The sequence below is a fragment of the Eubacterium sp. AB3007 genome (assembly GCF_000688015.1).
Lineage (GTDB): Bacteria > Bacillota > Clostridia > Peptostreptococcales > Anaerovoracaceae > Aminicella.
The window spans coordinates 1,103,984-1,118,851 of record NZ_JIAD01000001.1 but is presented as its reverse complement, the minus strand read 5'-3'; the positions used below and the strand labels follow the sequence as shown (position 1 = coordinate 1,118,851).

Genomic DNA, 14,868 nt, shown 5'->3' with positions numbered 1-14,868 from the left:
TGTCTATTACACTCTCATTATAATCCGAATAGGACGGATTGTCCACTTGTTTTGGATGTGCACCAAAGGGTGTCAAATGTGTCAAAGGTGTGTCAAAGGGGACGGTTCTTTTTGACACACCGAAAAGTGTGTCAAAAAGAACCGTCCCCTTTGACACACCTTTGACACACCTTTACACACCCATTGACATATATGGTAAGATAGACGGGAAGAAAGGAAGTGACTATGTTACATATTGAAGATGATACGATCAAGAAACTACTACTGAAGGGAAAGTTCGGATTTGAACTGGAGTCCCACAGGATCACCATGGATGGGCATCTGGCACATACCGCCCATCCTTTCCCTGGAGATCCTCATATTTCCAGAGATTTCAGTGAAGATCAGATAGAGATCAACACCTCTCCCTACGACACGGCAGAGGAAGCAATCGATGCGATGGAAGGGTATATGGCGCAGGTGCAGGAGGCTTTGTGCCGGAAAGACCGGCAGGAGTGTCTGTGGCCGTTTTCTAATCCACCGTACATCAAGAATGAGAGGGACATCCGCATCGCCCAGTACTATGGAGAGGAGCGAGAGAATACCACTTACCGGGAATTTCTCAGCGATCGGTACGGGCGGTATCTGATGACCTACTCGGGGATCCACGTCAACTATTCTTTTGCGGATGAGTTGCTGGCCCGAAACGCTGAGATCGATGGAGTCCCTTACGATCGTGCTTATAAGGACAGGTTCTATGTGGATCTTGCGGAAAAAGCGGCTGCCTATGGATGGGTGCTGGTGGCGCTGATGGCGGCCAGTCCGGTGATGGACAGTTCTTTCTTCCAGCAGGGCGTCTACGATGGAACAGACTTCTGCGGGATGGCCTCTCCACGCTGCAGCGAGCTTGGGTATTGGAATCAGTTTTCGCCCATGTTTGACTATACAGATCTGGATGCTTATGTGGACAAGATCCAATCCTACGTTGATGAGGAGATGCTGGTGGCAGCCAGAGAACTCTATTATCCGATCCGCATCAAGCCTGCCGGGAAATACAGCCTGGAGGCATTGCGGGAACAGGGAGTGGACCACATCGAGTTCCGGATGTATGACCTGCATCCCTTCTCGCCCCTTGGGTTGAATCTGCGGGATGTGAAGTTCGCCCAACTGTTTCTGGTATGGCTTGCTTCCTTCCGGATCGAGCGCATGAGCGGTGGCATGCAGGTTCAGGCGGTCCAGAATTTCAAAAACGCGGCGCATTATGATCTGGATGCGGCCAAGGTGACGGTACCGGGATGTATCTGTGAGAACGAGATCTGTGGCATGCCCAAGCGCTTCTCAGGATCTGTGCGGGAGACCGCCATCTGTATCCTGGAGAGCATGCGCGCGTTTTTTGGAGAGTTTTCCATAGAAGTGCGGGACAACGTGGAGTACCAGATGGACAAGATGACCGATGAGAGCAAGCGCTATGCGGTGCAGGTGCGGCGCGAGTACGGCGAAGGCTTTGTGCGGCGGGGACTCAGCCTCGCCCAGAAGCGGCAGAGGCAGCTCCTTCAGAAAGCCTCCAGGGAGGCAGAAGGGAAGGAGAGAGGATGAACCGAGGCGTCGCTTATCTGCTGACTGCGATGACAGCCCTTTTCTGGGGGCTGTCGTTTGTTGTGCTGAACAAAGCCCTGGATTATGTGGATGAGTTTCAGGTACTGGCCTTGCGCTGGACACTGGCGTCTCTGCTCTTTGGCGGACTGATTGTTTTTCGGGTGATTCGGATCGACCTCCGCCAGCCGGAGTGGAAGTACCTGCTCCTCACAGGAATCCTGGAGCCTGGGATCTACTCTGTGTTTGAGATCTTTGGACTGAGCCATACGTCCCCGTCTGTGAGTTCGATCTTCATTGCGACGATCCCTACCATGACGCTGCTGATGGAGGCGGTGATCTGGCGTGCCAGGTTGAGCAGGCGGAGTGTGGGGAGCATTCTTCTGGCTTTTTTTGGCGTGATGGTGTTTACCGTGTTTTCGCCGGCGTTTCAACTGGGCGGGAGTATGAGAGGCTATGCTTATATGATGGGGGCAGTGGTAGCCGGTGCTGTCTACACGTTTGCCAGCAAGGCGGCCAGCCGAGCCTATGGCCCGCTGGAGATCACAGCGGTGATGGCGTTCGTAGGGACGATCGTGTTCAACCTGGTGTGTTTGCTGCGGGGCCACGGCATGGATACCTATACCATCTGCCTGAGCAATGGGAAGCTGCTGGCGGCGATCCTTTTTCTGGGGATCTGTTGCTCCAGTCTGTGCTACATCGCTTTCAACAAGATCATTGCCCACATCGACGCTGCAATGGCCAACAACCTGGTAGGGAATCTGACCACTGCAGTGGGGGTGGCAGGGGGAATCCTGTTCAACCGGGATCCGGCCGGCTGGTTCACCGTGGTGGGCATGCTTCTGACGCTGGTAGGCGTGTGGATGTCCTCCCGTGAGGTAGAAGACTGACAATTACCATATATGGAAAATATACCCAATTATTTGTGTGCTCTCGGTTGCCACGGAGAGGGCTTTGTGGTACAATGATGTGGAGTTATCTTTACAGGAATTGAGGCGAAACGAGTGAAGGAAATATTTGTAAATGAACTGGAAACCGGGCTGGAGTTCATGAGTTTTTTCATGGTGAAGAGCATCGCTGTCCGCATGGGGGCGAACCACAAGCTATACCTGGATCTGACTCTGGGCGACAGGACCGGAGAGGTTAACGGAAAGAAATGGGACGTGTCTGAGGCGGAAGCGGAGAGCCTGAAGAAGATCAAGGAAGGCGATGTGATCAAGGTAAAGGCACAGGTTACGGAGTGGCAGAACCAGAAGCAGCTGCGCATCAGCCGGATCCGCCTGTCTGCTCCCTCGGATGGCATCGTCATCGGGGAATATATCAAGGCGGCGCCTGAGAAGCCGAAGGATATGTACGATTACATCCACGGTGTCGCAGAGAACATGGAGGATCAGGATCTGCGGGCGATCTGTCTGCGGGTGCTGGAGGATAACAGAGAGAAACTCATGTACTACCCGGCTGCATCCAAGAACCACCATGCCGAGTATGCCGGTCTTCTCTATCACATGAAGAGAATGCTCATGGCCGGGCTGGCTCTGTGCGAGGTCTATACGGATCTGAAGAGGGATCTGGTCTGTGCCGGTGTTATCGTCCATGATATGCAGAAGATCTTTGAGATCCAGTCGGATGAGAACGGGATCTCCCCGGGCTACTCCTTCGAGGGGCAACTGCTTGGGCATATCGTTATGGGAGTGAAATACATGGACAGACTCAGCGAGGAACTTGGATTCCCTCGGGAGAAGGCGATCATGCTGGAGCATATGATCCTTTCCCATCACTATGAGCCAGAGTTCGGCAGCCCCAAGAAGCCACTGTTTCCTGAGGCGGAAGTGTTGCACTATCTGGACATCCTGGATGCTCGGATGTATGATATGTTCAGCGCGTTGGAGACGACCGATCCGGGGATGTTCTCCGATCGGATCTGGACACTGGATAACCGCAGACTATATAGACCCATGGAGGATGAGTAATTGATCAAGTTTGAGAAGGACGTACTTGCGATGCTCCAGGCGTTGGAGCAAGAGGGGTTTGAGACATACGCTACAGGGGAATGCATCATGGACTATGCGGCTGGGATCACACCAGAGGCGTGGACGCTTGTAACGAAGGCTGCACGGGAGGATGTGCTGCGAATCTTACCTGAGGTAGAAGCTGCAGAGGGTGAGGAAGGCGCTTTGCGGGTGGACCGCACCTATGAGGAAGAGGACGATAAGGGCGTCCTGCACACCAAAGGTTACATCTGTGATATCTATCACCTTGGAGGTACCATCGAGGAGGAAATCTCCCAGTACGGTTACACCGCTTGCGCCGTCGCAGACAACCCCGCCAGACAACTGGTGGATCCCTATGATGGCATGGAAGCCAACAAGAAGAAACTACTGAAGACCATCGGCGATGCGGACGAGTTGTTCGAGAAGGAGCCTATCCGGATGATGCAGGCCATGCGATATGTGTCCGCTTACGGTATGGATCTGTCTGTCAACCTGCACGATGCTATCCTGAGAAACTGGCGAAGACTCCTGGATCACGATATCGCGCCGATTCGTGCGGATCTGGAGGATATCCTCACTGGACCCAACGCCGGAAAGGCACTGAACATGATGTTCGACACTGGTTTGATGGCGGTTATCTTTGGAGAAGAGGTGGCTCGGAAGATCTCTGCGCAGGAGGGGAAACAGTTCGTAGAACTGTGCGAGGGAATCGACAAGGTCAAGCCCTTCCGGCTGCGGAGACTTGGTCTGCTTTACACAGTGTTGAATGAGAAGCGTGGACTGGCGGCCATCGATCGCATGCAGTTCGACGAGAAGACTGCGATGCATCTCCACGATGCCATGACAGAGATGATCAAGATCCAGTTCATCCGGAATGCCCCGGAACTGAAGCAATACGTGTTCTCCATGGGCATGGATCGCTATAACTATGTCCACAACCTGAGCAAGGCCCAGAGGATCGTCTATGACCAGCCGGAACTGCGAATCGAGGCCAGGAATCACATGATGCGTGAAATCCGAAGGAACGGAGAGCCGCTGTTCGTCGAAGATCTGGTGATCGACGCCAATGACATTATGGAGGCAGGGATCACAGATGATCCCGCCAGAGCGGAGGAACTTCTCACTTACGTGATCGCCAAGGTTCATCAGGATCCACGCAACAATGACAGGAAATATCTCCTGAAGATGGCAAAGAAATTCAACAAGAGTAAGTTCAAGGTCAGAACGAGATATGTGCACTGGCTCAGATAGTGTCGGCGGGGTTACATCAGAGGGGGACAGATGGAAACAAAGACCGGGATTTTGACCGAGATCATATTTTATAACGAGGAAAACGGGTACACCATCGCAGATATGGAAACCGACGAAGAATTGCTCACGGTAGTGGGCAATCTTCCATCTGCGAACAAGGGGGCCTGTTTTCAGTTAACGGGGAATTTCAGAAATCACCCAAAGTACGGAGAGCAGTTCGTCTTCACAGAGGCTGAGGAAAAACTACCGGAAACAACGGCAGGGATCGAGGGATTTCTGGCCTCCGGCGCCATCAAGGGGATTGGGCCCAAGATGGCCGGCGTCATTGTCCGGACCTTTGGGGAGGATACATTCCGCATCTTTGAGGAAGAACCGGCGCGGCTACTTGAGGTACCCGGCATCGGCGAGAAGAAGATGCAGACGATCGTAGAGGCATATAAGGCGCATCGGGAGTTTGCGGATGTGTCCGTGTACTTTCAAAAATACGGCGTGTCGGCTGCGCAGGCACTCAGACTATACAAAGCCTATGGGCGTGATGCCGTGAATCTGATGACGGAAAATCCGTACAGGCTGGTGGATGAGTTGTACGGATTCGGGTTCCGCCGGGCGGACGAAATCGCCATGAAACTGGGGCTGGCAGCGGACAGTCCCTACCGCATCGACAGCGGGATCCGCTATGCGCTGTCCTATATTGCATCGGACGGGAGTACCTACCTGCCGGAGCAGGAACTGCTGGAGCAGGTCTGTGAACTGCTCGATCTGACCCGGGAGCAGGTGGCTGAACGGATCACAGAACTGGCACTTTCCGGGGATCTGCAGATCGATCGTATCGAAGGTGAGGTGGTGGTCTACGATTATCTCTACTTCTATGCCGAGCAGAAGGTCTGCGCCGGGCTGGCGGCTCTCCGGAACGCGGAGATCAAGGCTTTGTCCGTGGACATCGACCGCACGATCCGGTTTACCGAGGAGAGCGCGGGGATCCCCTTCTCTGAGAAACAGAAACTGGCGATCCGAAGCTGCCTGACCCATGGTGTGTCGGTGATCACGGGAGGACCGGGCACCGGCAAGACCACCATCATCAATGCGGTGATCAATATTCTGGAGGAAAGCGATCTGTCGGTGGCTATTGCAGCCCCCACGGGCCGGGCGTCCAAGCGGATCACGGAGACCTCCGGGCACTATGCCCAGACAATCCACCGGCTGCTGGAGTATTACTATTCCGAGGATACCAAGGAGATGATCTTCGGGAAGAACCGGGAGGAACCGTTGGATTACGACGCGGTCATCATCGACGAGGCGTCCATGATCGATCTTCTGCTGATGAAGGCGCTGACGGATGCTCTCAGGCCGGGTACCAGATTGATCCTGGTGGGCGACAGCGACCAGCTGCCCTCTGTGGGGGCAGGGAATGTGCTCCGGGATCTGATCGAAAGCGACTACGTGCCGGTGGCGCGTCTCACGGAGATCTACCGGCAGGGGCAGGAGAGCATGATCGTGATGAATGCGCATCGGATCAACCATGGGGAGTATCCATCGGTCAACGGAAAGGAGACGGATTTCTTTTTCATGGATCGGAGCAATGAGGAGGATATGCAGGCGCTGATCGTGGATTTGGTGACCAGGCGATTACCGGCGTATTACAGGGATCTGGATCCGCTTGCAGAGATCCAGGTGCTCTCGCCAACCAAGAAAGGAAAGACCGGGACCAGAGAGCTGAACGCTGTGCTGCAGGCAAAGATCAACCCGAAGATGCCTGGGACACCGGAAAAGGCGCATCGAGGGCGGGTTTTCCGGGCCGGAGACAAGGTCATGCAGGTCCGGAACAACTACCAGCTCGAGTGGAGGATCCCCGGAAATCCGGAACCGGGGCAGGGAGTGTTCAACGGCGATGTGGGCTTCATCCAGGATATCTCGCCGGAGGATGGTACCATGACGGTGTTGTTCGACGAAGAGAAGTTCGTCCAGTATGATTTCGGTATGCTGGATGAGCTGGAACTGGCCTATGCGGTCACGGTTCACAAGAGCCAGGGCTCTGAGTTTCCGGTGATGGTGATGCCCATCTCCTGGCTGCCACCAATGCTGGCCACGAGGAACCTGCTCTATACGGCGGTCACGAGGGGAAAACAGGCTGTGGTCCTGGTGGGCGTTCGCGAACGCATGCACGCCATGATCGACAACGACCGCATCCGCCTGCGGTACTCCGGTCTTCGGTATCGCCTGGAGAAACTGTTGGAGTTCGAATAAAGAGTGTGTCAAAGGGTGTGTCAAAGGGGACGGTTCTTTTTGACACATTGTAATAGTTTGGAGGTTATTCTATAAACTGGGAGAATGGATCGGGGCCTTTTTCTGATAGGGGTGTCAGGGAAAGGAGCGTGAAATGCCAAGAACTGCGAGAGAACACAGCCAATTTGGGTATATTCATGTGATATGCCGTGGGATCAACAAACAGGTTTTGTTTGAAGAGGACAGGGATTATTCGTTTTATCTTTACCTCTTGGAGAAGTATAGCCGGGAAACGGGTGTGGCGGTCAACGCCTATTGCCTGATGGACAATCATATCCACCTGCTGCTCTGCGACCTGAATCGGTGCGTTGCAACGATGATGAAAAAGATAGGGGTCGCTTACGCCGGATATTTCAACAGGAAGTACGAGCGAACGGGACACTTGTTTCAGGGGAGGTTTCACAGTGTCCCGATCGAGAACGAAATTGCTCTCAAAACCGTGTTCAGGTACATCCTCCAGAATCCAAAGAAAGCAGGGATCTGCAATGTGGACGAGTATCGCTGGAGCAGCTATGATCAATATGGCGACGATTCATCTTTTGTCGACACCTCTGCGCTGGTCCACATGATTGGCGACAAAGCAGTATATAGGGAGTTGGTCGGAGCGGAGGTGGAGGATGAACCTCGCGCTCTCGAAATGAAGAAGAGGGATGACGAATGGGCAAAGGCTGTCCTTATGAGATGTTTGCATGTTTCAAATGGTATGGTCCTTCAAACGTATGACAAGACATCCCGGGACAAAGCCCTTCATGAACTAAAAAAGATCGGTTTGACGATCCGGCAGATCGAACGATTGACAGGAATCAATCGAGGGGTGGTGCAAAGGGCATGAAACGTAAGAATATGGCAAAGGGTGTGTCAAATGTGTCAAAGGGGACGGTTCTTTTTGACACATTGAAAAGTGTGTCAAAAAGAACCGTCCCCTTTGACACATTCGACACATTCATGGATCTGCTCTTCCCGCCATCGCTTTACTGCCATTGCTGCGGCAACCTGATCGACCAGACCCGCACTTATGGGCTGTGCGATCACTGCATCCGGCACATCCGTTGGGACAGGGGAGCGCCGCTGGTCAGGGACGGCATGGTGATGGTGCGGTGCGCCGAGTACGGAATCTATGAGAGAAGTCTGATCTTTGCCCTAAAGTACAACGGGCATCGTTACATCGCCCGGAGCATCGCGGAGATGATGGCGGATCGTCTGGCGCTGACAAGCCTGGAGTTCGATGTGATCGTTCCCATCCCTATGCACAAAACAAAACAGCGAAAGCGTGGTTTCAACCACGCTGCGCTGATCGGGAAGTACCTGGCGGACCGCACAGGCACGGTATGCCTGCCGGAGGCACTGGTCAGGACGCAGGATACAAGACCGATGAGAGGACTTTCTCCGACCGAACGAGAAAACAACATACGCGGGCATATTTCGCTTGGGCCCCAGGCCAGGGAACTTGTGGGGAAACGTGTTCTCCTTTTGGACGATTTCTTCACCACCGGCGCCACCGCCAGAGAGTGCCGGAGGGCATTGGACCAGGCGGAACCAAGTGACGTGATGCTTCTGGCGTTTGCGGCGAAATACTGAAATCAATTGATTTCAGTATTTCGAATCAGACAATTATCTAAAACAAGTATGTAATGAGGTGCCCCCCAAAAGTTAGACTTTTGCTCCAGCGAGAGATCGCTGGAGTTTTTCTATGCAGCTAATATCTCTTCCCAGTACTCAACTGGACTCCGGTATCCAAGAGATGCTTTGCTGCGCTTTTGGTTGTAGTAACGTATGTATTTGTCTATCGCATCTTTGAGTTCATCGAAGCTTCTGTATTGCTTTTAAAAGCGCAGTGATTGCTTTGGCAATAATCATAGTATTATGTACATGAGCAACAACTTCGTTTGCTGGAACCTATAGCAAAACCGTGAAGGGAAAGTTCTCAAAGCAATGGCCGAAACCGAAATCAGCTGGAAAGTATGTCACGGATAAAGGAACAAAGCATTATGTCAAAATAATATACAACTACAACACAACACTAATCAATGAAGATACTGTACAAGCTTATGATGACGGAGCCAAACACCAAGCGAGAATAAAAAACGGAAATGGTCTCCATAAAGGAAAGACAGTTGGAGCAAATGCCTATTCACTGGTACAGTTTCTTCCCTAAAGGTCTGATTACGATGGTTTCAGATGATAAAGGTGATGTAAATAATGGAGAACAGAAAAAAGTTATAAAGGTCATCGGACTGGGGGCATTGATAGTAACTTTGTTTATGGTAGGGGTCTCGCATTTTTCTTCTATGCTTGAGGGACCCCCAGATGGGAAAAGGATAATCACGGAGGCAGATCTTAGGATGGTAGTTGATTTACCTGGAGTTGACAGCACCCCTTCAAGAGCGATAACAGAGACGTATTATGAAAAGAGTACAATTCATTAACGAATCAAAAAAGAACAAGCTGAGGATGAGAACCAGTGGTAGCGTAGAGGGAGACATCCCTTGTGTCTATACAGACAGCAGGGAAAGATCAATAATTGAGATCGTATTTCAGGAGTAAGGGGAATGCGTACAAGCACCCTGCGGACGGGTGTGGAACCGGTACTAACACGAAACTAACGAAATTAATAAAACAAAAAGCGTGCAAAGATATGTTTTGCACGCTTTTTGTTAGTATAACGTTAGTGTTGAAAGTATATAATCATGTATATTTTGGGGGCGTGTACAAACTCCCTCCTTAGTTTGTTATGTCATGAGCAAAAGGAGAATGAGTCCATGCAAGAAAAAGGATGTCAAGGAAGGTTTTTGTGATCATGGTCAGCGTTCTTCTGTGTTGGTCTCTTCTGATAGGTAATCAGGCAGTGTTCGCTGAAGAAGGGGATGCGGGCCAGGATGCAGCACAGAAAGAAGAGATCACAAAGGAAGTACAGAAGACAGACGATAATACTGCGGCTGCTGCCGCCAAAGAGTCGAAGGACGAGGACACGGTAGCCGAAGTATCAGACACATCTGATACAATAGAACCGAAAACTGAAAAGGAAGAATCCGCACCTGCCGCTTCTGAAGAACAGGCCGCCGAAGAGCCGGCTGCCGTACAGGAATCAAACGAGCAACCGAAGAAAAGCGCAAAGCGAGCGGTGCAGAATGATGTCATCACCAAGATCGAGGCACTGCTGAGTGACGGAAGCGGCCCTGTGGGGGACATCAGCCAGTGGCAGGTGTTCCGGCTGAACGCCAAGTTCGCCTTGCCCAACGGACAGGTGCACGCGGGGGATACCACAACGATCACCCTTCCTGAGAAATTGAGATTCGATCAGACGGCGGGGTTTGACATCACCGACGAAGATGGAAACGTAGTGGCGAGAGCCACCATCAACGGGCCGAACAAAACCATCAACATCGTCTATACGGACTTCGTAGAGAATCACTCTGACATCACCGGGAAGTTCCATGTGTACGTGAAGGTCGATAGAGATAAGGTGGACGAAGCAGAGGATATCCCTCTGAATATCGACGTGAACGGGAATGTCGTATATGGGGGAGATGTTCATTTCATCGGCATCCCGACGCCTACTGCGCATATGATCACCAAGGGCGGCTGGCAGCTGGCCTCGGATGACCACAGGACCATCACATTCAACATCAACGTCAACACGAGCGGGAACGAGATCAAGGACGCTAAGATTGAAGATTTTATGAAGAACGAGGGTGTCAGCATCGTTCCGAGTTCTCTACAGATCCTGAAGGGCACCTGGGCAGCGGTGCACGGCGACTGGGAAATCACGAATTCGACAGATATCACGAGCCAGTGTGAAGTGACCTGGGGAGAGGGGAACAAGTCTTACGTCATTTCGTTGGGAGATATCGCTGCCGATGAGGGCATCCGGATCCGATATAACGCTGTCACAGAGTACGATATGGTGGACGGAGAAGTCATCCGCAACGATGCAACCCTGACCGGCACCGAAATCAGGAATTACAACGCATCTGCAAACGCTACCTTCTACGAAGCAGGTGGTTCAGCGGAGGGCTATGTGTATTCCATCCGGCTGCACAAGGAAGACGAGGATGGGAACTCCCTTGCAGGCGCAGTGTTCGAAGTGACCCGTCAGGCCAGTGGCCAGGTTGTGGGAAGGATCACCACCGGAAGCGACGGATACGCAGAAGTGAAGGGTCTGCTGAAAGACACCTACGAGATCCGGGAGATCACAGCCCCAACAGGCTTTGTGCCTCTGCAGGAACCGTTGGTGGTGGGGCCGAGCGATTTCGGTTCGGATCGAGTGGCACCGGTCACTGCGGTCAATAAGATGGACAAAATCTCTATCCCGGTGGAGAAGACCTGGGTGGGAACACCTGCAGACAGTGTGAAGATCACGTTGACGGCCGATGGAAATAAGAAGGAGGAAGTTGAGCTTACCGCAAACGGCGACTGGAAGCACACCTTCCGTGATCTCCCCAAGTACGATCCTGCTGACGGACACGAGATCACCTACGATGTCCAGGAGGAGGATTTAGAAGGTTATACTTCCGGACGGAGTGGAACCGCAGAGGATGGCTTTACCTTCACCAATACCATCTCCGGCAAGGTGTCTGTCCCGGTGACCAAGGTGTGGGAAGGTCCCAGCCAGAGCAGTGTCACCATCGATCTTCTCGCGGACGGGAACAAAGTCGACAGTGTCGAGCTCAGCAGTGACAACAACTGGCAGCACACCTTCCGGGATCTCGAGAAATACGATAACGGCAAAGAGATCGAATACACGATCAGCGAGCCGGAAGTGAATAACTATAAGACAGAAATCACAGGAAATGCCCAAGACGGATATACGGTCACGAATGTGAATACAGAGACGACATCTGTAGATGTCACAAAGAAATGGGTCGGTAACCAGGCAGATGCGATCGTGGTCAGGCTCTTTGCAGATGGCGAGGAAGTCGACAGTGCGACGATCACAGATGGAACTGACTGGAAGCACTCATTCAGGGATCTGCCGGTCTACAACAAGGACGGAAGCAAGATCGAATATACAATAACAGAGGACGGTCTTGACGGATACGATACCGAGATCACAGGAGATGCGGAAAAGGGTTACGTGGTAACGAATACAGAGCAGACAACGCCTGAAGAACCAACTCCCCCCGAGGAGTCTTTGAACAAGAAGACATCGAAGACATCCAAAGCATCCAAGAACTCTTCCAACCCGGACACAGGAGACACTAACAATCTCCTCGCCTCCATGGCAGCATTGCTGGTTTCGGTGGGATTGCTCACAGCACTTCTTCTTCACAGAAGGAAGATGAGCAAGACTGAATGAGTTAAACAGAAGATGGATTAAATAAGTGTGGGCATTTTGCATTGGATGCAGAATGCCCTTTTGTTTTCTTCCCTTGCGAATGAACCTCGTGGATGCTACAATAAAAGGTAAAGTATCTGGCTTTTGATTCTGCGACAGGGGAGGATGTGCTGACTTGGATAAGGGTATTTACATGGATTATGAACTGATCGCAAAGGCTTTGTTTGAAAGTTTTGAGACAATCTATGATATCGATCTTGAGACCTCAGCATACAAATGCTTTCATGAGAGCGAAGACTACAAGAAGCTTAAGTTAGAGAAATCCGGAGACAACTTTTTCGAAGCTCTTCCATCGGGAGTTGAAGAAATCATAGCAGAGGACGATCGAGAGTACGTCCTGGAGATGCTTTCCCGCGATAATCTTGTCAGGGGTCTGCAGGATGACAAGTACTACACTTTCATATACCGCATCAAGAGAAACGGGAAAGAGGTCTATCATCAGATCACAGCGACGCTGCAGCCCACTGAAGAGGGGACACACGTCTACATGGGGGTCAAGAACATCGATAACCTGATGCAGCGGGAGATCAGGCACAGGGCGGAGCTTTCTTCCCTACAGCAGAAAGAAGCGAATCACATGAAAGCCGTGCTGGCCAGCTCTGCGGCGTATATGGAGATCAATCTCAGCAAAGATCTGGTTCTTGAGAAATCGGATGACATCACGGCGGTGGAGAAGCGTTTCATCAAGAGAATTCCCTCCCTGGAGGAGATCCCCCGGTATAGCGATCTTCACGATTGGATCTGTGAAAACCTCGTCGTAGAGAATGAGAAGCAATACAGAGAGGTCGGCTCTCCGGAGGCTCTGCTGAATCACTTTTACGGTGGAACCCTCAGGGCTTCTGTGCTGTTTTCCATCAGCACAAAAGAAGGCGGGATCCTGCCCTGCCGTGAAGTGTTTTACCTATATAAAGATCAGGAGACAGACGATGTTCACATGTTTTGTGTGATCTACGACCTGACCGAGCAGCAGAAAAGAGAGCAGGAGAAGAAGCAGCTCGAACAGGCACTCCGCATGAGCAGGATCCGGAATTTCACAAGCCAGATGCAACCGCATTTCCTGTATAATGCCCTGGGATCCATACAGGAGGTGATTCTGATGGATCCGGAATACGCCTCGGAATTGCTGGGGTATTTCACGGTCCACCTCAGAAGCTGCATCAGGGCCATGACAAAGGACGAACCGCTTGCCTTCTCGCAGGAACTGGAGAATGTGAAAGCGTATGTCAGTATAGAGAAGATGCGGTTTGGAAACAAACTTCGCATGGAATACGATACGAGGGTCACCCGGTTCTCGATCCTGCCGTTGACCATTCAGCCCCTCGTAGAGAATGCCATCCGCCACGGCATCTATGGAAGAGGACCGGAAGGCGGCGTTGTATACGTTCGGACTAGAGAAAGGGCGGACAGGTGGATCGTTGAGATCGAGGACACAGGGGTAGGTTTCGATGTGGAGGAATACTACAGGAGGCAAAGGATCGGAGAAGGGGACTCGACCGGCCTGAGAAATATCCAGTTTCGACTGGAGAAGGTCATGGGGGCGAGTCTGAAAGTGGAGAGTAAGATTGGGATCGGGACGAAAGTGACGGTATCTATACCGAAAACAGAGGAGAGAGATGAAAGCGATTATCGTTGATGACGAACTGCTGATGATGCGGAAGTTTGAAAGACTGACAGAGGGGATCGATGATCTCAACCTGGTCGGGAAATTCGAAGATGCCAGAGCGGCGCTTGCCTACATGGAGAAGGATCCGGTAAGCGTAGCGTTTCTGGATATTGAGATGCCGATCATGGATGGGATCACCCTCGCTCAGAAATTGAGAGAGATAAGGCGTAATGTTATTATTGTATTCATAACGGCTTACGATGAGTACATCCGGGATTCCAACGAGATCGGCGGGGACTACTATCTCATAAAGCCGTACACCAGGGAGACCCTGAAGCTGATGATGGAGAAGATCAGGATCCTCGCCACCAGACAAAACAAAGACGTCTATATCCAGACGTTTGGAAGGTTCACCGTCAGGAAGAACAACATTCCGATCAACCTTACAGGAAAGGCAAAGGAGATCCTGGCGCTGATCGTTACCAGGCAGGGGAAAGAGATCAGTAATGAGGAGATCTACAGCATCATATGGGAGAACAGGCCGTATAGCAATGAGAACATGACCGTCTACTACAATGCCCTGCGCAGGCTCCGGTCCTCTCTAAGAAGTGCCGGATTGGGTGGTTTGCTGATCTCCACCGCACGAGGACAGATGGTCAACACGGATATGTTCGATTGCGATTACTATTCCTGGAAACTGAAGAACATGGAACTTAGAGATCAGTTTGCCGGGGAGTTCCTTTCGGAATACTCGTGGGGCGAGACGATCCTGTCCAACATCCTTCAGGAGGAATACGATATTGTTTAATCGGCTTATAATTTAAGGGTGTTAG

At 51.7% G+C, this 14,868-nt stretch carries 11 protein-coding genes and 1 pseudogene; 11 read left to right on the top strand and 1 reads right to left on the bottom strand.

Going from position 1 to position 14,868, the window contains the following annotated elements:
* Positions 1 to 225: 225 nt before the first annotated feature.
* From P156_RS11690 to P156_RS12755, 7 genes are all read left to right on the top strand, one after another.
* The gene (locus tag P156_RS11690) at positions 226 to 1,575 is read left to right on the top strand and encodes a hypothetical protein (RefSeq protein ID WP_051600686.1); all 1,350 of its coding nucleotides are present in this window, start codon (positions 226 to 228) and stop codon (positions 1,573 to 1,575) included.
* A complete protein-coding gene (locus tag P156_RS0105545; RefSeq protein ID WP_027869284.1) occupies positions 1,572 to 2,462 on the top strand; it encodes a DMT family transporter in 891 nt (296 codons plus the stop codon). The genes P156_RS11690 and P156_RS0105545 overlap by 4 nt, the downstream gene beginning before the upstream one ends.
* A gap of 114 nt (positions 2,463 to 2,576) precedes the next feature.
* The gene (locus P156_RS0105540; RefSeq protein WP_034802286.1) at positions 2,577 to 3,542 is read left to right on the top strand and encodes a 3'-5' exoribonuclease YhaM family protein; all 966 of its coding nucleotides are present in this window, start codon (positions 2,577 to 2,579) and stop codon (positions 3,540 to 3,542) included.
* Positions 3,543 to 4,814 (top strand): hypothetical protein, encoded by a 1,272-nt coding sequence (locus P156_RS0105535; RefSeq protein ID WP_027869282.1) that lies wholly within the window; start codon positions 3,543 to 3,545, stop codon positions 4,812 to 4,814.
* A 30-nt stretch (positions 4,815 to 4,844) separates the two neighbouring features.
* Entirely contained in the window at positions 4,845 to 7,058 is a 2,214-nt protein-coding gene (locus tag P156_RS0105530) for an ATP-dependent RecD-like DNA helicase (protein ID WP_027869281.1), read from the top strand.
* Between the two features lie 133 nt (positions 7,059 to 7,191).
* On the top strand, positions 7,192 to 7,929 hold the full coding sequence (locus P156_RS0105525) for a transposase (RefSeq protein WP_027869280.1): 738 nt from the start codon (positions 7,192 to 7,194) through the stop codon (positions 7,927 to 7,929).
* A gap of 71 nt (positions 7,930 to 8,000) precedes the next feature.
* Positions 8,001 to 8,675 carry a ComF family protein gene (locus P156_RS12755; protein ID WP_185752148.1) on the top strand — a complete coding sequence of 225 codons (675 nt, stop codon included), beginning with the start codon at positions 8,001 to 8,003 and terminating at the stop codon, positions 8,673 to 8,675.
* A 110-nt stretch (positions 8,676 to 8,785) separates the two neighbouring features.
* Here the strand turns inward: P156_RS12755 and P156_RS13730 are convergent.
* A pseudogene (locus P156_RS13730) lies at positions 8,786 to 8,905 on the bottom strand (IS3 family transposase); the annotation flags it as partial.
* 315 nt (positions 8,906 to 9,220) lie between these two features.
* On the opposite strand from P156_RS13730, the gene P156_RS0105515 reads away from it, so the two are divergent.
* The 4 genes from P156_RS0105515 to P156_RS0105500 all read left to right on the top strand — a co-directional run bounded on the left by P156_RS0105515 (position 9,221) and on the right by P156_RS0105500 (position 14,843).
* Positions 9,221 to 9,523 (top strand): hypothetical protein, encoded by a 303-nt coding sequence (locus tag P156_RS0105515; RefSeq protein ID WP_185752147.1) that lies wholly within the window; start codon positions 9,221 to 9,223, stop codon positions 9,521 to 9,523.
* Positions 9,524 to 9,870: 347 nt separating this feature from the next.
* Positions 9,871 to 12,393 carry a Cna B-type domain-containing protein gene (locus P156_RS0105510; RefSeq protein ID WP_027869278.1) on the top strand — a complete coding sequence of 841 codons (2,523 nt, stop codon included), beginning with the start codon at positions 9,871 to 9,873 and terminating at the stop codon, positions 12,391 to 12,393.
* A 154-nt stretch (positions 12,394 to 12,547) separates the two neighbouring features.
* The gene (locus tag P156_RS0105505; RefSeq protein WP_034802282.1) at positions 12,548 to 14,065 is read left to right on the top strand and encodes a sensor histidine kinase; all 1,518 of its coding nucleotides are present in this window, start codon (positions 12,548 to 12,550) and stop codon (positions 14,063 to 14,065) included.
* Entirely contained in the window at positions 14,046 to 14,843 is a 798-nt protein-coding gene (locus P156_RS0105500) for a response regulator (RefSeq protein WP_027869276.1), read from the top strand. The genes P156_RS0105505 and P156_RS0105500 overlap by 20 nt, the downstream gene beginning before the upstream one ends.
* Positions 14,844 to 14,868: the final 25 nt, after the last annotated feature.